Origin of the sequence: Nocardia sp. No.11, from assembly GCF_038752175.1 — a bacterium.
Taxonomy (GTDB): Bacteria; Actinomycetota; Actinomycetes; order Mycobacteriales; family Mycobacteriaceae; genus Nocardia; species Nocardia canadensis.
Window position 1 is genome coordinate 37,838 of record NZ_JBCGFB010000016.1, and the last position, 19,420, is coordinate 57,257.

Below are 19,420 nucleotides of genomic sequence, written 5' to 3' on the forward strand. Positions count from 1 at the left end.
TCAGAGCTGGTTGTGCAGCACCAGGTCCAGTTCGCTGGGGGTGAGCAGGCGTTCGAGGCGTTCGTCGCGTTTACGGCGGGTGAGGGCGGCGCGCAGCGCGGAGCTGTCGTCCGGCTCGATGGTCGGCAGCAGCGGGACGTCGTTGGTGTGCCTGCGCGGCAGGAAGGAACGCATTTTCACGGCCGATCACCTCGGGTTGACGACGGGAACGCTGGGAGCTGAGCATCGTCGATCAGCAACGGCGATTAGCGAAGAGTTTGCCAGCGTGTCCGGGTTGGTGCAAGCGGGACAGGGTGGACACGGCGAGCCCACCGCTCGGCGGCCTGCCCGAGGGCCTGTCTGTCGAGCGGTGGGCGAAGTTGCTGCCTCGGCTATCGCCAGGCGGGCAGGGTGACAACCTGTGCGGCGTAGGACAGTCCGGCGCCGAAGGCGATCAGCAGCGCGGTATCGCCCGGCTTGGACTCGCCCTTGCGTAGGAGCGCCTCCATGGCCAGCGGGATCGACGCCGCGGAGGTGTTGCCGGAATCCTCGATGTCGTTGGCCAGCGCGCAGTTCTCCGGCAGCTTGAGCACCCTGGCCATGATCTCGATGATCCGGCCGTTGGCCTGGTGCGGGATCATCGCGTCCAGGTCCTCGGTGGTCAGCCCGGCCCGATCGATCGCGTCCCGGCAGACCTTCTCCAGCGAGTGCGCCGCCCACCGGAACACCGCGGTGCCCTCCATCTCGAGATAGGGACGCACGGCGTCGGTGCCCTTCTCGTCGATCTCGGCGAAGAACTCCATCCAGTCCTTGCTCTGCCGGATGGCGTGGTGCTGGGTGCCGTCCGAGCCCCAGACGGTCGGGCCGATGCCCTGGTCCGCGGCCGGGCCGACGATCACGGCGCCGGCGCCGTCGGCGAACAGGAACGCCGTCGAGCGGTCGGTGAAGTCGACGGTGTCGGTCAGCTTCTCGACGCCGATCACCAGCACGTTCTTCGACGTGCCCGCGCGCACGAGATCCGAGGCCATCGCCAGGGCGTGACAGAACCCGGCGCAGCCGGCCGAGATGTCGAAGGCGGCGGCGCCGGTCATCCCCAGGTCGGTGGCGATGCGTGGGCCGATGGCGGGGGTGAGCAGCAGGTGGGTGGACGTCGCGACGATGACGCAGTCGACCTGATCGGCAGCGATGCCCGCCGCGGCCAGGGCGTCGCGCGAGGCCGCGACGCTCATCGTCTGGATGGTTTCCTCGGCTGAGGCGAAGCGCCGGGTCTTGATCCCGGACCTGGTGCGGATCCACTCGTCGCTCGAGTCGATCGGCCCCGCGACTTCGTCGTTCGTGACCACCCGGGCCGGGCGGTAAACGCCCAAACCGAGAATCGCGGTGTGCTCAGCCCCAGTCGTCTGGGCGATTCGAGCAGCCATGTTGCGTCTCCTATGTACCTGTCAACCTGCGGTCGCACCGCTGGGTGTACCCGAAGCATCGAAATCCGTCGCTCATCGCCCATGACCCCCGCGTGGACAACATGTGAACGCGCAGACATGAGGACGCCTCATATTAGCGCGTCCGCCCCGCCGATTCGTGTCTTATGTCACAACTGCTCCGGGGTATACCTTGGAGACAAGGCGATTGCTCGCCGACCCATCGAGGGAACGAGGACACCATGCTTGGACTCGGGATAATCAGTTGGATCATCATCGGCGGCCTCGCCGGTTGGATTGCGAGCAAGTTCATGAAGACCGACGCGCAGCAGGGCATCCTGCTCAACATCGTCGTCGGAGTCGTCGGCGGTCTGCTCGGCGGATTCATCCTCAGCCTCTTCGGGGTCGACGTCGAGGGAGCGGGCTGGATCTTCAGTTTCTTCACCTGTCTGGCGGGTGCCTGCATCCTGCTGTACCTCGTGAAGCTGTTCACAGGGCGTAAAGCGGCGCACTGACCACGGGTGGATGCGGCGGGGTTCGGCGTAAGGTGTGAACGCTTGCGTTGTCGTCACACCACGAAAGAGGGAGCCCGTGGCACGCCGCCCCACTCCGCCCGGCACGCCCGAAACCACCGGCGTCGGCCATGTCGTCGACCTGGTGCGGGCCGCTGTACCACCGCTACACCCCGCCGGCCTGCCGTTTGTCGCGGTGCCGCTGGCGGTCGCGGTCGTCGGCGGACGGAACAAATGGGTGCGCCGGGCCGGGCTCGCCGCCGCCGGCGCCTGCGCGGCCTTCTTCCGGCACCCGCACCGGGTGCCGCCGAACCGGGCGGGCGTCGTCGTCGCGCCCGCCGACGGTGAGGTCGCCCTGGTCGACACCGCGGTGCCGCCCGCCGAGCTCGGTCTCGGCGATCAGCCGCTGCCGCGCGTCAGCATCTTCCTGTCGGTGCTCGATGTGCACGTGCAGCGCGTCCCGGTGTCCGGCACCGTGCGCGAGGTGCTGCATCAGCCGGGCAAGTTCCTCTCGGCCGATCTGCCCGAGGCCAGCGACGCCAACGAGCGCAACAGCATGGTGATCGACACCGCCGACGGCAAGCAGGTCGTCGTCGTGCAGATCGCCGGTCTGCTCGCGCGGCGCATCGTCTGCGACGCGCGCGTCGGCGATGTGCTCACCATCGGTGACACCTACGGCCTGATCCGGTTCGGCTCCCGCGTCGACACGTACTTCCCGGTGGGCACCGAATTGCTGGTGGCCCCCGGCCAGCGCACGATCGGGGCCGAAACAGTCCTGGCTGTGCTGGGATGATCGAACAGGCCGCCCGCCGGAAGCGTCCGCGCTCGGTCCGGTTGCTGCCGAGCGTCGTCACCATCCTGGCGCTGTGCGCCGGTCTGTCCGCGGTGAAGTTCGGGCTCGACGGCGAGCTGGACGTGGCGCTGGCCATGGTCGGCGCCGCCGCCGTGCTCGACACCCTCGACGGCCGCCTGGCCAGGATGCTCGACGCGACCAGCAAGATGGGCGCCGAACTGGACTCGCTCTCGGACGCGATCTCCTTCGGCGTCGCGCCCGCGCTGGTCCTCTACGTCACCCTGCTCGACGGCTACAGCGCGGGCTGGATCGTCGCCCTGCTGTACGCGGTGAGCCTGGTGCTGCGCTTGGCCCGCTTCAACACCCTGCTCGACGACGACTCCCGCCCGAACTGGGCGCGCGAGTACTTCGTCGGCGTGCCCGCCCCGGCGGGCGCGCTGATCGCCCTGGTCCCCATCGCGCTCAAAGTGCAGTTCGGTGACGGCTGGTGGGACGGTTTCGCCTTCGTCGCCGCGTGGACGATCTTCGCCGCGCTGCTGTGCGTGAGCACCATCCCCACGCTGGCGATGAAGTCGGTCTCGGTCGCGCCCCAGGCGGCCGCGGGTCTGCTGGTGCTGGTGGCCCTGGCCGCCGCGCTCCTGGTGACCTACCCGATCGTGCTGCTGCTGATCCTGGTCGGCCTGTACCTGGCGCACATCCCGTTCGCCTGGCGCTCGGCCCGCTGGGTCGCGGCCCGCCCGGAGACCTGGCAGCACAAGCCGGCCGAGCGCCGGGCCCAGCGGCGCGCGCAGAGCCGGATCCCGCAGATCCGCCGCCCGGCGATCCGCGGTTCGGCCCGCCTGCGATTGCGTCGTCCACGGGACTGAGTTTTCGGCGGCGAAACCGTGGTGGTGAGGTGGCCCGGGGGATCGGGTGGGCAGATCTGGGAGGGGCACGTGAGGGGCGACGACGAGGTCGATGAATTCCTCCGGCATCGGTCGCGGTTGTTCGGGCTCGCCTACCGGATGTTCGGGGCGGCGACGGAGGCCGAGGACATCGTGCAGGAGGTCTATCTGCGCTGGGCTGCCGCGAATCCGGCGGGGATCGAGAACGCCGAGGCCTGGCTCACCGCCGTCACGGTGAATCTGTGCCGTACCTGGCTGGTGTCCGCCCGTGCCCGGCGCGAGACCTATGTGGGCCCGTGGCTGCCCGAACCCGTCCCGACCGGCGGCGGGGCCCTCGGCCCGCTGGAGACGGTCGAGGCCCGCGAGTCGATCTCGCTGGCCCTGCTCACCGCGATGGAACGGCTCAGTCCGATCGAGCGCGCGGTCTTCGTGCTGCGCGAGGCGTTCGGCTACCCGCACGCCGAGATCGCCGCGATGCTCGACCTCACCGAGGCCAACTCCCAGCAGATCCTGCACCGCGCGAGCGAACGGGTGCGCACGGGCAAGCGGCGCTTCGCGGTGCCCGAGTCACACGCCCGCACGCTGATCGACCGGTTCCTGCTCGCCGCCGGCACCGGCGACGTCACCGCCCTGCGGGCGATGCTCGCCGACGATGTGGTCTCCACGGCCGACGGCGGTGGCAAGATCACCGCGGCCCGTCGCCCGGTGCGCGGCGGCGACCTGGTGGCGCGCTACCTGATCGGCCTGAACAAGTTCCTCACCCCCGCGAGCTCGTTCTCCGTCGCCGAGATCAACGGCGAGCTCGCGCTGGTGGTGCGGGCCGACGGTGTCGTCGCGAGCTCGGTCATGCTCTTCGAGCTCGACGCCGACAGCCGGGTCGACGCGATCCGCATCGTCGTCAACCCCGACAAGCTGGGGTTTCTGGTCGCCGAGCAGGCGTGACCCGGATCACCGCACCGAGCTGTCAGGAAATCGGGGGCTGTCCGGTCTGGAAGGTGTCGGCATTGTCGAGAGGAGCCACACCATGACCGGGCAGCAGCAGCGAATCGTCGTCCTCGGCGCGGGATACGCGGGACTCGGCGCGGCGCGCCGCTTGGCGAGCAAGGCGCGCGGCGCCGCGATCACGGTGGTCGATACCCGCGCGGAGTTCGTCGAACGAGTGCGCCTGCATCAGGCGGCCGCGGGCCAGTCGATCAGGCGCTGGGACCTGCGGGAGTTGCTGGAGCGCAAGGGCGTCGAATTCGTGCGAGCACAGGTCACCGCGCTGGACCCGGTCGCGAAACAGGTCTACCTCGACGGCGAGTGGGCGATCGGCTACGACACCCTCGTCTACGCCCTCGGCAGCGCCGCCGACCGCGCCGGCGTGCCGGGCGTCGCCGAGTACGCGCACTCCGTGGCGGTCCCCGAGGACATCCGGGCGCTGCCCGCGGGTCCGGTGGTCGTCGTCGGCGCCGGTTCGACCGGCATCGAGCTCGCGGCGGAACTGGCGGAGTCGCACCGGGATTCGCGGGTCACACTGCTGGGTTCGGAGGAGCCGGGCAGCTGGTTGTCCGCCCGCGCGGCCGAGCACATCCGCACCACGCTGACCGCTCTCGGCGTCGAGATCAGGTCCGGCGTCAAGGTCGCCGAGGTGCTGCCCGAGGGTGTCCGCCTGGTGGACGGCACTGTGCTGCCCGCGGCGGCTGTCGTCTGGACCGCCGGATTCACCGTCCCCGACCTGGCCCGCCGCGCGGGCCTCGACGTCGACGAGCAGGGCCGCATCCGCACCGACGCGACGCTGCGCTCGATCTCCCACCCCGCCATCTACGCCGCGGGCGACGCCGCGCTGATCGACGGCCCCGGCGATCGCCCCCTCCGGATGGCCTGCGCGACAGCCCTGCCCGCCGGGGCCTACGTCGCCAAGGCCATCATGGCCCGCGCCGACGGCATCGAGCCGAAGCCGATGACCTTCCGTTACCAGTTGCAGTGCGTCAGCCTGGGTCGCCGCGACGCCGTCATCCAGTTCCTCCACGCCGACGACAGCCCGGCGACCCGCGTCGTCCGTGGGCGCACCGGTGCCTGGGTCAAGGAGCGGATCGTGCGCTTCGCGGGCAGAGCGGCCGGTCTGCGCTGAGCGAGGGGGCGAAGCCGTTCCTGGTCCGGGTCCCTACAGGGCGGCGGCCCGAGGCTTCCCTTCGCGGTCTCCCGAGAGTTCGGGCCTGCGCCGGATCGCTCCGCCGAGTGACCCGACCCAGGGCACACCGGCGATCACACCGAGCACGATCAACCACGGCACCCGCCACCACCAGCGCAGATCCAGCGCGCCCACAGCCGGTTCCGTGGTGAGCGGCCGAGCCGTCGACGACCACACCACGAAAGCGTCCCCGATCGGCACCAGCCCGAAGGCGTACCGCTTGGAGCCGGGCAGCTCCATCGGCAGCCCGAGCAGTTCGCCTTCGGAGCCGATCGCCGCGGCCAGGTCGTGGTCACCGTTGACTCGGGCGGCGCCGAGTGCGACCACCGTCGCGGAGAGGCTGATCCCGCCGACCAGCGGTCCGGAATCGACGTCGCCCGCCTTGTCCACCCCGCGCGGGTACTCCCGGAGCGCGGGTCCGAAACCGCCGGGGTAGGACAGGAATTGGTCGCGGAACAGCTGGTACTGGCTCCGGGCGAAGTCGGCGTCGAGTTCCGGCAGGAAGCGCAGGATCATCGTCTGCGAGGTGGCCCGCGCGCCGTCGAGTCGGGTCCCGTCCGGCGCGACCCGGTGCGGCAGCAGTCCGGTGGCCGGATCGAGGTGCGCCCGCGCCGAGGCGAGCCAGCGGGTGGTCACCGCGCCGAAGCGCTCGCCGAACAGGCTGTCGTGCAACCGCAGCGAGGCCACCGCCACGGTGGAATCCACCGGCCAGGCCTGGCCGTGATAGGCCTGCAGGAACGGTGTGTCCGACGCGGCGAACGCCTTCGCGATCTCCTCGCTGTGCGCGGTGAATCGCCGCACCTCGTCGGGATCGTCGGCGTCCAGCGACAGGATCGCCCCACGCAACCAATTGGTCCACCCCGCCCAGAACACCCCGTACGCGGGCCGCAGCGCCGGGCTGAACACCGCCCGCCCCTCGGCTGATTCCACTCGCGCCAGCGCCCAACGGGATTCGCGCAACGCCGCTGCACGCAGGACCGGGTCGGTGTGCGCCGCCTGCACCCACGACAGCCCATAGAGCGCGTTCAGGAAGAAGTGCCCCTCCGGAAACTGGCTCTGCGCGGCGACATCCGCGCCGTCGTCGAGCGCGGCTCGAAGGAACGCCAGCTGCCGCTCGGTCGACCCCGGCTGCTCATCGATGCCCGGCTGCGGCCACAGGAACCGGCCCAGACCGACCACGCACGCCAGCGTCACGACAATCCCCACTATGCGCAGCGCCCACCGGGCCGTGCGCCGAAATCTCCCCATGGGAACACTCTGCCATCGAGAAATCGTCAACCAATGGTTGACGATCGCAAATCGTCAACTTAGAGTTGACGCATGAGCACCCCGAACATTCGCCTCGACGATCTGATCGACGGCATCAAGAAGGCCCGCCCCGACAACGTTCTCGACCAGCTCTCCGACGCCGTGGTGGCCGCAGGTCATCTCGGCGAGGTGGCCGACCATCTCATCGGCCACTTCGTCGACCAGGCCCGCCGCTCCGGCGCCTCCTGGACCGATATCGGGGTCAGTATGGGCGTCAGCAAGCAGGCTGCCCAGAAGCGCTTCGTGCCCAAGCAGCCCGGCGACGCCGCGGCCATGGACCCGCAGGCCGGGTTCGCCAAGTTCACCGATCGGGCGCGGCAGGTCGTCGTGGGTTCCCAGGAGTCGGCCAGGTCCGCGAGCAACAACCAGATCACCCTCGGTCACCTGATCCTCGGCCTGATCGACCAGTCCGAGGGCCTGGCCGCCAAGGAGATCGTCGCCCGCGGGGTCAGCCTGGAGTCGGTGCGGGCCGCGGCCGTCGCCTCGCTGCCGCCCGCGACCGACGACATCCCGGCGCTCATCCCGTTCGACGGCGACTCCAAGAAGGCCCTGGAGCTGACGTTTCGCGAAGCGCTGCGCCTCGGCCACAACTACATCGGCACCGAGCACATCCTGCTCGCGCTGCTCGAGCAGGAGAACGGCACGGGCGTGCTCAGTGACCTCGGCCTGGACAAGGCTGTGGTAGAGGCCGATCTGGTGGAGCTGCTGAACCAGTTCCTGGCTGCGGCGGAGTACGAGTCCTGAGCCGCTGGACGCGCCCGGCGCGGTCCTCTCGTCGGGCGCGACCTTGCACTCTCACTACCCGAGTGCTAAAAATGGCTTTGGCACTCGCGTCTGTTGAGTGCCAGGTCGGGACGGTGAGATCGGGTTCCATCGACACCCTCGGTCGTCCGTCGCGGGCACCGCACCTGGCCAGCGTACTTTGGGGCGATCCAACCTGTGGTCGTCTCGTGTGTCAGCCATAGACATGTGGAGGATCTCAACGCAATGGCCAAGACAATTGCGTACGACGAAGAGGCCCGTCGCGGTCTCGAGCGGGGTCTGAACGCCCTCGCCGACGCTGTCAAGGTGACGCTGGGCCCGAAGGGTCGCAACGTCGTGCTCGAGAAGAAGTGGGGCGCCCCCACGATCACCAACGATGGTGTGTCCATCGCCAAGGAGATCGACCTCGAGGACCCGTACGAGAAGATCGGCGCCGAGCTGGTCAAGGAAGTCGCCAAGAAGACCGACGACGTCGCGGGCGACGGCACCACCACCGCCACCGTGCTCGCCCAGGCGCTCGTGCGTGAGGGCCTGCGCAACGTCGCGGCCGGCGCCAACCCGCTGGGCCTCAAGCGCGGCATCGAGAAGGCCGTCGAGGCCGTCACCGCCAAGCTGCTCGACACCGCCAAGGAGGTCGAGACCAAGGAGCAGATCGCTGCCACCGCCGGTATCTCGGCAGGCGACGCGTCCATCGGTGAGCTCATCGCCGAGGCCATGGACAAGGTCGGCAAGGAAGGCGTCATCACCGTCGAGGAGAGCAACACCTTCGGGCTCCAGCTGGAGCTCACCGAGGGCATGCGCTTCGACAAGGGCTACATCTCCGGTTACTTCGTGACCGACCCCGAGCGTCAGGAAGCGGTCCTCGAGGACCCGTACATCCTGCTGGTGTCGGCCAAGATCTCGACCGTCAAGGACCTGCTGCCGCTGCTGGAGAAGGTCATCCAGGCCGGCAAGCCGCTGCTGATCATCGCCGAGGACGTCGAGGGCGAGGCCCTGTCGACCCTGGTCGTGAACAAGATCCGTGGCACCTTCAAGTCCGTCGCCGTCAAGGCCCCGGGCTTCGGTGACCGCCGCAAGGCGCAGCTCGCCGACATCGCCATCCTCACCGGTGGCGAGGTCATCAGCGAAGAGGTCGGCCTCTCCCTGGAGACCGCCGGTCTGGAGCTGCTGGGCCAGGCCCGCAAGGTCGTCGTCACCAAGGACGAGACCACCATCGTCGAGGGCGCGGGCGACGCGGAGGCCATCAAGGGCCGCGTGGCGCAGATCCGCACCGAGATCGAGAACTCGGACTCGGACTACGACCGTGAGAAGCTGCAGGAGCGCCTGGCCAAGCTGGCCGGCGGCGTCGCGGTGATCAAGGCCGGTGCCGCCACCGAGGTCGAGCTCAAGGAGCGCAAGCACCGCATCGAAGATGCCGTGCGCAACGCCAAGGCCGCCGTCGAAGAGGGCATCGTCGCCGGTGGTGGCGTGGCCCTGCTGCAGTCGGCTCCCGCGCTGGACGAGCTGAAGCTCGAGGGCGACGAGGCCACCGGTGCCAACATCGTCCGCGTGGCGCTGTCGGCTCCGCTGAAGCAGATCGCGTTCAACGCCGGCCTCGAGCCCGGCGTCGTGGCCGAGAAGGTCGCCAACCTGCCCGCGGGTCAGGGCCTCAACGCCCAGACCAACGAGTACGAGGACCTGCTGGCCGCCGGCGTCGCCGACCCGGTCAAGGTCACCCGTTCGGCCCTGCAGAACGCGGCCTCCATCGCGGCCCTGTTCCTCACCACCGAGGCCGTCGTCGCCGACAAGCCGGAGAAGGCCGCCCCCGCGGGCGACCCGACCGGTGGCATGGGCGGCATGGACTTCTGATCCCCTGGATCACCAGTTCCCGCAAGTCACGAAGGCCGGTCCACTCCGAGTGGGCCGGCCTTCGGCGTTCCGGTCAGTCGTCGTACAACAGATGTTCGGCCCGAATAGGCAGTGCCGCGAGTTCGACCAAGGACATGCGATCGATCGCTCGATGCAGGCGTTGCCTCAGCCGCTCGGCATCTCCGCCCTGCCGTGCGATCTCAGGTATCGGGACTGGTCCTCGGGAGATGGCCTGTCGCGGAGTCGGCGACGACGCCGTGGCCAGCCGAGCGCTGACGGCGTTGGGCTGCCGGTTGTCCAGCAGATGCGTGAGTGGAATGCTCTGCTGAGCGGCCCAGCTGGAAAGGTGCTCGAAGACGTTGTGTTGCAGAGTTGCCCGCCACTGTGTGTTCAGACCCAGCCTGGTCAATTCGCGGCGGAACTCGCCTTTCGGTGCCGAGGGGGCCAGCGACTTCGCCAGTTCCGATCGCGCCGGCTCGGGCAGAGTGTTTGTCCACTCTCGCATCCACGCTACTTGTTGATCGAGACCGACCGCGGGGATCTCGACGAAGCGCTCGGCTGAGGACTCCCAGGCAGGCTTGCCGTCTATTGTCGGATACATGAAGGCGTGCTGGCCTTCTCGATCCCAGAGTCGCCGAAGCCCGCTACGCCAATCGACAAACACTGACCACACATCGGACTTGATCTGGCGGTTACCCGACGCATCGGACGTGGTCCCGGCTGTGCTGTTGGGCTCGGCGGGCCTGGCCATGGCCGCTACCTGATCCAGGGCCTCGGATGTCTCCCCGGGGAGACCGACAAGGTTGTGGCCGTTGGGAAGTCGGCGAACCTGCACACACCCGGCGTGCTCGGCGGCAAGGATGAAGTCACGAAAAGTGTCGAATCCGTATTCCTGCTCGGTGAAACCTTCGAGTGCGTCCTGCATAGCCGGCTTCAAGCCTGCGGTCGTGGTGATACGGCCGAGTTCGCGCCACTCGGAGATGATGTTCTGCAGTGCCTGGAAAGCGACCTGCGGATCAGCGGCGGTCATGACATCTGCCTCCAGATACGAAGATAGCCCCAGGTGAACGGGGCTATCTGCTGGAACATATGTCGTCGACTCGCCCTGGCACGGCTCCTTCGACTTCTGCGGCAGGCCGATTCAATCGAATCCCGTAGGAAGTGACTCCTTGCAGCGTTGCGGCGGTAGCGTCGCTGTGGTGGTCGACCGGAGTTGCCATTCAGCCAAGCTGTTTGGCCCGACGTCCTATGTTTTGAGTTCGGACCGAAATTTCTCGAAGGCATTGCCATCGAACGAAGTAATCTCGATCGGGCCCGATTATAGCACGGTGTCGTAGTGGCATAGGGCGTGTTCACTGCTCGTCGGCGAGCCATTGCCGGACTCGACGTGGGTCTTCGGGTTCGACGGGTATCCCGACGATGTTCGCGCGTGAGATCAGATGGGTGGCCAGGCATTCCCTGATCTCCTCGACGGTCAGATCGGCCTTTAGACAGTGGTTCCACAGCAGTGCTTTGAACACGTAGTCGAGATGAGGTCGGCTGACGATCTCCCCACGCTCGGAAGCTGCTGTCCGTGCTCTCTGGCTGAGTTTGTTCACATCGCGAATGCCGGTCAGGCCGTCCGAGGCGAGCTCCAGCTCGTGCCACACTGTCGCGGTTACGGCGTCGCGTACGGCAGTGACAACCTGCGAGATCTGGCGCCTACCGACCGCGGGAGTGTTGCGATCCTTGACCCGGAGCTTGCGGATGATCATCGGAATCTCGAAATCGGTTCGGGTGCTGAGGTCGACGATCTCATCGTGTGGAGTACCCGGCGGAACCACCTTGGCCGGGGTGCCGGCGATGCGGACATCGGCGACGGCGGCGGTCAGCAGATCGCGAAAGGAGCCATGGCCTGCCCAACCTCGGATGAGATCGGTTCCGAACTTCGACTGCACCTGTTGCGCGACGTCGGTCAGCAATGCCGGATGTTTGAGGCTGGCAACGATGGTGCGTACTCCGTCGTAGAGCGCTTCGCGGGAGTCATTGCTGATCGGCGGTGGGGGTGACGTCTCGGAAGTGTTTGCTTTCGAATGGTTTTCGGTTGGCCGGACGTCGCCGGATTCCTCATCCGCGATCGTGCGCTCGGCGATTCGATCCAGTTCGTTGCGAAGGTCCTGGGCAAGATCATCGACCGTCGCGAGGAGGTCGGCCATGCGCCGGGCGATCGTCGTGGCGAGATCAGGAAGTCGAACACCGGGTTTGTACGTGTCTTCGTGCGTGAGTTCACCCCAGCCGTCCTGCAGGAGCGTGCGCACCTGAAGTTCGCCACGAACACGTGCATGTTTGTCGAAGCCCGGAACGATGGTCACCAGGTTGACGTGGTAAGCGCGATAGCCGGACTCTTTCGGAGCATCGAAGTAGTCCTTGGTGGAGTTCGGCTCGATCGCCAACGAATAGGCATCACTCGTGTCGGACGACGGGAGACCGGCCAGGATGTCCTGGAGTCGCGTCACGTCACTGAGGTTGTTACAGATAACCCGAAAACCGACCAGATCGTCGATCGCCTCCGGAATCGACTCGAGCGAAACGATCTGTCCGTGGTACTTGCGCTTCGTCATCTTCGCCCAGAGTCGCGCTGGGTCCTTGACCCGGCTCGTTGCCACCCTGATTCGGTGCCGGTCGAACTGTGGCAACTGCTGATCGAGCGCGCTGGTCAGGATACGGTCGAAGGTTCTGGCTGCGGGATCGAGTTGGTCTGCCTTGATGCGCTGATACCAGGTGATGTACTCGGACCAGCTGAACACGAACGGCGAATCCACTGGTGCCTCCGACGGTTCCACGCCATCCGCCCCTTCTGAAACGCAGGTTCGATGTCGATTCCAGTGTCCACGTCACTGGCCGACGCGTCCATTGGACGCCGTACGCACCTACCGAGGCGGCGGCCGTCCAGACGGTCGAGAATGGAGGGGCTCAGCCCACCGGGGTCAACCGCAGGCGCTCGGCGAGTTCGTTGAAGATGTAGAAGTTGGGGATGGTGCCGACCGGGGTGAGGGAGATCCACATGCCGGCGAGTTTGATGCGGATGTGGCCGCTGCGGGCGTCGATGAGCTGGATGTTCTCCCAGGGGAAGGACTCGCCGTTGAAGGTGAGGGCGTCGAGGGAGAGGGCCAGGTCGCCGAAGGCGACGGTGTCGCCGTTGTCGATGGCGGTCACGGCCGGGGGGAGTTGGGTCGCGGTGACGGCGGATTGGATGGCGCGGGCCCATTCGCGGGCGCGGGCGAAGCCGTCCTCGTCGATCGTGGCCTCGACGCCGCCGGGGCCGGTGAGCTCGAGATAGTAGGAGACCGGCGTGGTGTCGTGGAACGGGATCATCTGCTGACGGACTTCGGTGCTGTCCCAGCGGAATCCGGCGACGCGCTGGCCGGAGCGGTAGACGGTGACGCCGTGGTCGAACAGATCGATGCGGGCGGCGCGGTTCTGCCGGTTGAGGATTCCGCGGCGGAACGCCAGCAGGACCGGGAGCGCGGCGATCGAGAGCAGTGCGACGCCACCCTGCCACGCGCCGACGGCGGTGCAGATGACGCCGATGGTGGCGATGCTCCCCGCGACGATGCCGCAGCCGCGCACGAACGTGTCGTCGGCCGGGGTCGCGAGGAAGGTGTCACGGTGCGCGCCGAGGTGCTGATACCCCGCCATCAGGTGTATCAGTTGGGTCAACGGCACGGTATGCCGGGCTTCGGCTGCGTCCTCCGCCCTGTTCGGAGTGATCACTCGTCCCTCCATGAGGCGTTTTCATCCGCGGCGAAGCGTATTCGACGAGGCCGAATACCGCCACTGGTGTGCCGACAATGCTCGCCCCGGAACCGAAATCGGCTGTTGAGCGGGGTGAGCGCGCTGTCGATGCGACCGATTCAGCGCTGCGGATCGAGCAGCCGCAGCAGCACGGCGTCGACCAGTTCGTCGGTGGCGGGCAGCGTCTTCGGCGCGATTCTGGCCAGCTGATTGAACCCGTGATAGATGCTGACGGCGACCGCCGCGCGGGTGTGCGCCTGCGGGTCGGGCACTCCGAGCAGTCGCAATTGCGCTGCGACATAGGCGATGCGGCGTTCGGCGACCCGGCTCATCGCCGCGGCGACGGCGGGCCGATCCACCGACGCGAGCAGCGCGAGGTCCTCCCTGCCGTGCGCGGCGTAGTCGATGACGTGGGTGAACAGCTGCTGCAAGCGTTCGGCCGGTCCGGGCAGCTGGTCGAGTTCGTCGATGACGTCCTGGGTGCCGCGCTGCTCCCAGCGCGCGAGGACGGCGTCGACCAGCGCGGCCCGGTCTTTGAAATGCCAGTAGAAGCTGCCCTTGGTGGCGCCGAGCCGTTTCGCCAGCGGTTCGACCGCGACCGCGGCGAGGCCGCCCTCGCCGAGGGCGTCGAGCGCGGCCTGGGCCCAGTCGTCGGCGGTGAGCCTGCGTCCCGCCGACTTCGCGTTCTCCTCTTGCGGCATGCACATACGCTACCGTATGGTCAAGTCCATACGGGACAGTATGGAGGTTTGACCATGCCGATCGTCTCTGCGGCGCCGCTGGCCGAGGCGGCCATCGCCGCTCCCGACTACGCCGACGCGTACTCCGCCGACGTGCCGCCCGGCGCCACCACCGACCCGGCTGCCTGGACCCGGGCGATCTTCGGCCGCAACGCCTTTCCCGAACGAGCCCGGTCGGCCACCGAGCACCTGACCGGCAAGGCGATGCCGATGCTCGACTTCGTCGCCTCGGTGCGCGTGCTCGACGGCCGCGTCACCCTCACCACCCTGGTGCGCTACCGGAATCCGCTGGGAAGGCTGTATTTCGCGATCGTCGGTATCGCCCACCGCAGGCTGGTCCCGCGCATGATGGCCCGCGCCGAGCGAAGGATGCGCGATGCCGGGTGAGTTGCCGCCGGGGCAGCGACCCGCACCGCACGAGCCGTTCGGGCTGCCGCAATTCGGCGGTGTCCGAGCGCGTTCCGGGCCCGGCCATCGGGTGTCGGTCGGCGGCACGGCCCGGCACCCGGCGCAATTCGGCATCGCCGAACTCCTCGGCGCGGGGCAGCGGTGCGTCCGGACCAGTGACCTGCACTGTGTCACGACCTGGAGCGCGATCGGATTGACCTGGGAGGGAGTGCGTTTCGCCGATGTGTACCGGCTGCTGGCCGAGCGCGTCGTCCCGCATCCCGGCGTCCGCTGGGTGCGCTTCACCGGCCTCGACGGTTACTCCTCGACGTTGTTCCTCGACGACGCCCTCGCCGCCGATGTCCTGCTCGCCGATCGCCTGTCCGGCGCGGAGCTCACCGACACATTCGGCGCGCCGCTGCGTCTCGTCGCGCCCGCGCACTACGGGTACAAGAACGTCAAGCAGGTGTGCGCCATCGACTTCCTGCGGTCCTACGATCCGGGGCAGGCCAGGATCATCTCCCACCCGCGCGGCCGGGTCGATCGGGAGGAGCGGGGCCGGGTGCTGCCGGGACGGTTCTGGCGTGCGGTGTGGCCGGGGCAGGTCGAGCGGGTGCGCGCGCTGTTCCGCGCCGAGCTGGACGAGCCACGCTGACCGAACGGTGCGGCGATCGAACCGATCGGTCTCGATAGTCTGGACTGGTGCTGTTTCTGGACGAAGGCCCACGGACCGGCCCGGCGATCGTGTTCGTGCACGGCATTCCCGGCTCGGTCGACTGGTTCGCCGCGGTCGCCGAGCGGCTGGCGCGCGACCACCGGGTGATCCGCGTGGACGTCCACGCCCAGGGCGCGGACTCCGGTGACTTCACCGCCGCCGCCCGGACCGCGCCGATCATCGAACTGTTCGACGAGCTCGACCTCGCGCGGGTGACGGTGGTCGGGCATTCGTTCGGCGCCGAGATCGCCCTGGAACTCGCCGCGGTCTCGCCCCGGGTGGCCCGCGTGGTGGTGGTCGGGCAGGCGCCGGACTACCGGATCGCGGCGATCCCGGCGGCGGCGACCTGGGTGGTCCGGCCGTGGACGGTGCGGCTCGCGCAGCGGTGGACGCCGAGCCTGGTGGTCCGGCTGGCCCACCGCACCGCGTTCGCGCCGCGCTTCCGCTACGACTCCGCGCCCGGTCTGGCCGACGCGGTGGTGCGTGACTTCCGCGCCGCCGTCCCCGCCGGCCTGGCCTATGCCGCGGGCCCCCGGGGCGACGACCTGGCCGCGCGTCCGCTCGACGATCGGGCCGCCGCGCTCGACCTGCCGGTCCTGGCCATCCACGGCCGCCATGACCACCTCTACGACAGCACCGCCACCCTGGACCGCTACGCCGCGGCGGGTGCGCGGACCCATCTCGTCGAACACGCCGGTCACTCCCCGCAGGTCGAGCAGCCGGACGAATTCGTCGCGGTCCTGCGGGAATTCGTCGCCGAGACCTGACTCAGAACCCGTCGACGGCGGTCACCACGAACGGTCCCGGCGCGCCGGTGCCGCCCATCGGCCCGCCCTTGTCGAACTGCGACGACACGATCAGCGCCCGATCGCCCGCGTGCGCCATCGTGGTGGGGATGCTCAGTGCGGGATCGTGGAATTCGGCGACCCGCGTCGCGGTGGCACCATGGTCGGAGACGGTCCAGCGGCTGAGCGTGTTCTCGGTGTTGTGGACCACCCACAGGGTGTCGTCCCGCAGTTCCATCCCATCGCCGTGGCGCACGTCGCCACCGGTCAGCGCGACCTTGCCGATCGGCTCGCCGCCGGTCAGGTCGATCCGGTACAGCTCGCCCGCCGACATCGCCACGACCAGCAGATACGCGCCTGCCGGATCGGCGACGATGCCGTTGAGCTCGAAGGTCTGCGGATCACGCGGGCCCAGCACCGGGCCCAGGTCGTAGCCGACCGCCAGTTCCCCGCGGCCCTCGGCGATCCGGTCCGGAGTGACCCGGTAGACGACATTGCGCACGCTGTCGGTCAGATAGGCGCTGCCGTCGGCGCCGAAGTCGAGATCGTTGACGAAGCGCGGACCGCTGCCCGGCACGACGAACGAGGCGAGCAGCGCGCGCGATCCGGTGTCGTACACCGCGACGCCCACGCCCGAATCGATCACCCACAGCCTGCCGTTGTGGTCGACCCGCAGGCCGTTGGCGGTCTTGCGGCCGTCGGCGCCGGCGGGCAGGAACACCTCCGCCCGGGTCGCGTTCGCGGCGGCCCGGTAGACGGCGCCGTCGGCGAACGAGCCGACGAAGCTGTCGCCGGAGCGCGCGTCCACCGCGATGCCCTCGGGATAGACGGCGGCGCCGGGCAGCTCGTAGGCGGTGCTCAGCCGGGGTGTGGTGGGCGCGGTGTCGGTGCCGCACGAGGTGACGGCCAGGCAGGCGACGGCCAGGGCGAGGGTGGCGCTGGTCCTGATCATGATGAAGCCTCTCAGTGATGTAATGCTAGACATCAAGCGATAGGCAGGAATGTAGATTAGAGTTCTAATGATCGTCAAGATCATTATGTGATGATGGGCGGATAGCATGCACCCATGACGTCCATGCCCGCCGCCGAGAGGCTCGGCACGTATATCAAGCGCGCCGAGCAGTCCCTGATCGCGGCGAAGACCGCCGCGCTGAAGCCGGCCGGGCTGACCGTTCCGCAGTACAGCGCGCTGCTGCACCTGGCCGAGAACCCCGGCATCTCGGCCGCGGCGCTGGCCCGGCTGGCGGGGGTGACGCCGCCGACGATGAACACCGTTCTGACGAACCTGCAGGACCGGGGCCTGGTCGAGCGGACGCCGCACGAATGGCACAAGAACGTCCTGGAGACCCGGCTGACCGACGCGGGCCGGGAGGTCACCGCGGACGCCGACGTCCGCGCCATCGCGGTGGAACGCGACCTGGCCGCCCGCTTCACCGCCGAGGAACTGGCCGCGGTGACGGCGCTGCTCACCCGCACGGCGGAGGCGCTCGACGAGATCCGCGCCGATCTCTGACCCTGAAACGACGAGAGCCCGCCGGATCATCCGGCGGGCTCTCGTCGTTCGGGTGGGTCAGCGCTCGGCGGCGGCCTTGACCTTGCTCAACGTCTCCCGCATGCCCGAGACCAGGTCGGCCTCGAACTTCTGCTCGCCGCCCATCGCGACCTTGATGGCGCCGCGCAGCCAGCCGGGCAGGCCCCGGGGATCGACGGTGCGGGTCTCCACCACGCGGGTGCCGGTGGCGGTCGGCTCGAGGTCGTAGCGCCACACCGTGCGGTTCTCGTTCATCCGGAACGCGAAGGACTTGTTCGGCTCGAAGGTCACGATGCGCGAGGTGGTCGGGTAGATCTTCCAGCCGACCTTGTTGACGTTGACGGTGAACGCGCCGTCGCGGACGCCGCCGAAGGGGATCATCTTCAGCGTCGTCGGGCTGAGTTCGGATACGCGACGCAGGTCGGCCAGGATCGACCACACTTTCTCCGGCGCTGCGGCGATGTCGATGCTGGCTTCGAGATTGTTCGGCAACGGTGCCTCCGGGATGGGTGTGACGGTCTGTCACGCACAGCATAGGCACCCGCGACCTGGGGATCCTCCGCCCCTGGTCGGATTTTTCGCAGCCTGGTCGCAACACTGGTCAAAAGATTTGTGGCCGAATAATTTTCGTTGCACGGTCACGAGTTCCAGCTACGAGTCGGCGGCGGGGTGCTCCGGGTGACGACCGGATGGCGGGGAGTTCCTCGTTGTGGAACGGCGTGCACCTTTCCGGGCGAGCGCTGCCCGAGGCCGTGCTCGCCCGCCCGGCTCCGGTCCCGCTGGACGGTCCCGGCACGTTGTGGTTCGTCATCGCGCGGATCAAGCACGCCTGGGCCTCACGCCACCCAGGCGGGCAAGGCTTCCCGGGCGGCCAGCCAGTCCGGTGGCACCCCGCCCGGCGTCCCGATTCCTGTGCGCGCGGCCACGATTCCGCCCACGATGGCCGCGGTGGTGTCCGCGTCGCCACCTGCCTCGACGCAGGCGGTGATCGCGGCCGGAAAGTCGTCGAGGAAGCTCGCCGCCGCCCACAGTGTGAACGGCACTGTGTCCTGCGCGCTCACCTGCGCGCCGTTGCCGAGCTCGTACGCGGCTTCGGCGACGGAGCGTCCGAGCAGTTCCCTGGCGCGCCGCACCCCACTCGCTGTCCGTCCCGGCACCAGGTACGGCTCCACCGCGTCCAGGAGTTCCGCCGGCGCGCAGTCCGTTCCGCGACCGGAAGCCGCCCAGCTCGCCGCCACCGCGACAGCCATCGCCCCCACGATCGCCTCCGGGTGCCGATGCGTCACCTCGGCCGTCGAGGCCGCCTCCGCCGCGGCCCGATCGAGATCACCGGCGAAATACGCCCCGAGCGGGGCCACCCGCATCGCCGCGCCGTTTCCCCACGACCCACGCCCGTCGAACAGCGCCCCGGCCGCCTCCGGCCAGGGCCTGCCGTCCCGAATCTGGTGCAGCACAGCGACTGTCCCGCCGCTGTACCCGCGATACGGTTCGCACCGATCGGCGAACGTCGACGCCAGCGCGTCCCGGTCGATGCGCCCCCGCCGCCGAATCTCGGTGAACACCGAACACGCCATCTCGGTGTCATCGGTCCATTCCCACGGCCCCGCCGGCGGCCGCCCGGCCACCAGTTCCGTCACCGACCGACCTGGCACGAAGAACTGTGCTCCCAGCGCATCCCCGACCGACAGTCCGTCCAGGCTGTCGCGAGCGGTCTCGAATTCCCTCACCATGTGCCGGTCATCCTGCCACCCGGTAGTGGTCGTCGCAACTAGAACTACTGGCCGCGCTGGTGGCGGCGGCCCGCCATGGAT

General features: G+C 68.7%; 21 protein-coding genes. 11 read left to right on the plus strand and 10 right to left on the minus strand.

Translation table 11 applies throughout. The features are described from left to right. Positions 1-180 (minus strand): hypothetical protein, encoded by a 180-nt coding sequence (locus tag V8688_RS07780; protein ID WP_218722110.1) that lies wholly within the window; start codon positions 178-180, stop codon positions 1-3. A gap of 191 nt (positions 181-371) precedes the next feature. Continuing rightward, positions 372-1,400: a beta-ketoacyl-ACP synthase III gene (locus V8688_RS07785; RefSeq protein WP_316576279.1), complete on the minus strand. Its 1,029-nt coding sequence runs from the start codon at positions 1,398-1,400 to the stop codon at positions 372-374. 239 nt (positions 1,401-1,639) lie between these two features. Here V8688_RS07785 and V8688_RS07790 point away from each other — a divergent pair, with 239 nt between their 5' ends. The 5 genes from V8688_RS07790 (at position 1,640) to V8688_RS07810 (ending at position 5,699) form a co-directional block, all read left to right on the plus strand. Further along, entirely contained in the window at positions 1,640-1,912 is a 273-nt protein-coding gene (locus tag V8688_RS07790) for a GlsB/YeaQ/YmgE family stress response membrane protein (RefSeq protein WP_218722108.1), read from the plus strand. Positions 1,913-1,988: 76 nt separating this feature from the next. Continuing rightward, a complete protein-coding gene (locus tag V8688_RS07795) occupies positions 1,989-2,702 on the plus strand; it encodes a phosphatidylserine decarboxylase (RefSeq protein ID WP_218722107.1) in 714 nt (237 codons plus the stop codon). Further along, positions 2,699-3,568, plus strand: a complete 870-nt coding sequence (locus tag V8688_RS07800; protein ID WP_218722106.1) for a phosphatidylcholine/phosphatidylserine synthase — start codon at positions 2,699-2,701, stop codon at positions 3,566-3,568. Before V8688_RS07795 ends, V8688_RS07800 begins: the two co-directional genes overlap by 4 nt. A 69-nt stretch (positions 3,569-3,637) precedes the next feature. Further along, positions 3,638-4,528, plus strand: coding sequence for an RNA polymerase sigma-70 factor (locus V8688_RS07805; protein ID WP_218722105.1), 891 nt, complete (start codon positions 3,638-3,640; stop codon positions 4,526-4,528). 82 nt (positions 4,529-4,610) lie between these two features. Further along, positions 4,611-5,699, plus strand: a complete 1,089-nt coding sequence (locus V8688_RS07810; protein ID WP_316576278.1) for an FAD-dependent oxidoreductase — start codon at positions 4,611-4,613, stop codon at positions 5,697-5,699. Positions 5,700-5,732: 33 nt separating this feature from the next. On the opposite strand, the gene V8688_RS07815 is transcribed toward V8688_RS07810, so the two are convergent. Beyond that, positions 5,733-7,007: a hypothetical protein gene (locus V8688_RS07815; protein WP_342800496.1), complete on the minus strand. Its 1,275-nt coding sequence runs from the start codon at positions 7,005-7,007 to the stop codon at positions 5,733-5,735. Positions 7,008-7,079: 72 nt separating this feature from the next. Here V8688_RS07815 and V8688_RS07820 point away from each other — a divergent pair, with 72 nt between their 5' ends. Then, a complete protein-coding gene (locus V8688_RS07820) occupies positions 7,080-7,811 on the plus strand; it encodes a Clp protease N-terminal domain-containing protein (RefSeq protein ID WP_218722103.1) in 732 nt (243 codons plus the stop codon). Positions 7,812-8,054: 243 nt separating this feature from the next. Continuing rightward, a complete protein-coding gene (gene groL / locus V8688_RS07825) occupies positions 8,055-9,677 on the plus strand; it encodes a chaperonin GroEL (protein WP_218722102.1) in 1,623 nt (540 codons plus the stop codon). 73 nt (positions 9,678-9,750) lie between these two features. Here the strand turns inward: groL and V8688_RS07830 are convergent, their stop codons facing one another. The 4 genes from V8688_RS07830 to V8688_RS07845 all read right to left on the minus strand — a co-directional run bounded on the left by V8688_RS07830 (position 9,751) and on the right by V8688_RS07845 (position 14,152). After that, positions 9,751-10,707, minus strand: coding sequence for a hypothetical protein (locus tag V8688_RS07830; protein ID WP_218722101.1), 957 nt, complete (start codon positions 10,705-10,707; stop codon positions 9,751-9,753). Positions 10,708-11,029: 322 nt separating this feature from the next. Further along, positions 11,030-12,478, minus strand: a complete 1,449-nt coding sequence (locus tag V8688_RS07835; protein ID WP_218722100.1) for a RelA/SpoT domain-containing protein — start codon at positions 12,476-12,478, stop codon at positions 11,030-11,032. Positions 12,479-12,629: 151 nt separating this feature from the next. Continuing rightward, positions 12,630-13,382 carry a DUF6585 family protein gene (locus V8688_RS07840; protein ID WP_342800507.1) on the minus strand — a complete coding sequence of 251 codons (753 nt, stop codon included), beginning with the start codon at positions 13,380-13,382 and terminating at the stop codon, positions 12,630-12,632. A gap of 188 nt (positions 13,383-13,570) precedes the next feature. Further along, on the minus strand, positions 13,571-14,152 hold the full coding sequence (locus V8688_RS07845) for a TetR/AcrR family transcriptional regulator (protein WP_218722098.1): 582 nt from the start codon (positions 14,150-14,152) through the stop codon (positions 13,571-13,573). Between the two features lie 54 nt (positions 14,153-14,206). Between V8688_RS07845 and V8688_RS07850 the strand changes: the two genes are divergently transcribed. The 3 genes from V8688_RS07850 to V8688_RS07860 are packed head-to-tail and all read left to right on the plus strand — an operon-like array spanning position 14,207 to position 16,060. Next, the gene (locus tag V8688_RS07850) at positions 14,207-14,578 is read left to right on the plus strand and encodes a DUF2867 domain-containing protein (protein ID WP_218722097.1); all 372 of its coding nucleotides are present in this window, start codon (positions 14,207-14,209) and stop codon (positions 14,576-14,578) included. Further along, positions 14,568-15,233 carry a molybdopterin-dependent oxidoreductase gene (locus V8688_RS07855; protein ID WP_218722096.1) on the plus strand — a complete coding sequence of 222 codons (666 nt, stop codon included), beginning with the start codon at positions 14,568-14,570 and terminating at the stop codon, positions 15,231-15,233. Before V8688_RS07850 ends, V8688_RS07855 begins: the two co-directional genes overlap by 11 nt. Before the next feature lie 47 nt (positions 15,234-15,280). Further along, entirely contained in the window at positions 15,281-16,060 is a 780-nt protein-coding gene (locus V8688_RS07860; protein WP_218722095.1) for an alpha/beta hydrolase, read from the plus strand. A 1-nt stretch (position 16,061) separates the two neighbouring features. Here V8688_RS07860 and V8688_RS07865 read toward each other — a convergent pair whose 3' ends face one another. Then, positions 16,062-17,030 (minus strand): superoxide dismutase, encoded by a 969-nt coding sequence (locus V8688_RS07865; RefSeq protein WP_316576272.1) that lies wholly within the window; start codon positions 17,028-17,030, stop codon positions 16,062-16,064. A gap of 114 nt (positions 17,031-17,144) precedes the next feature. Between V8688_RS07865 and V8688_RS07870 the strand changes: the two genes are divergently transcribed. After that, positions 17,145-17,591, plus strand: a complete 447-nt coding sequence (locus V8688_RS07870; RefSeq protein ID WP_316576271.1) for a MarR family transcriptional regulator — start codon at positions 17,145-17,147, stop codon at positions 17,589-17,591. Positions 17,592-17,648: 57 nt separating this feature from the next. On the opposite strand, the gene V8688_RS07875 is transcribed toward V8688_RS07870, so the two are convergent. Together V8688_RS07875 and V8688_RS07880 are read right to left on the minus strand one after the other, a co-directional pair. Continuing rightward, positions 17,649-18,101 (minus strand): SRPBCC family protein, encoded by a 453-nt coding sequence (locus V8688_RS07875; RefSeq protein ID WP_316576270.1) that lies wholly within the window; start codon positions 18,099-18,101, stop codon positions 17,649-17,651. 344 nt (positions 18,102-18,445) lie between these two features. Continuing rightward, positions 18,446-19,339, minus strand: coding sequence for an ADP-ribosylglycohydrolase family protein (locus V8688_RS07880; RefSeq protein ID WP_218722092.1), 894 nt, complete (start codon positions 19,337-19,339; stop codon positions 18,446-18,448). Between the last annotated feature and the right edge of the window lie 81 nt (positions 19,340-19,420).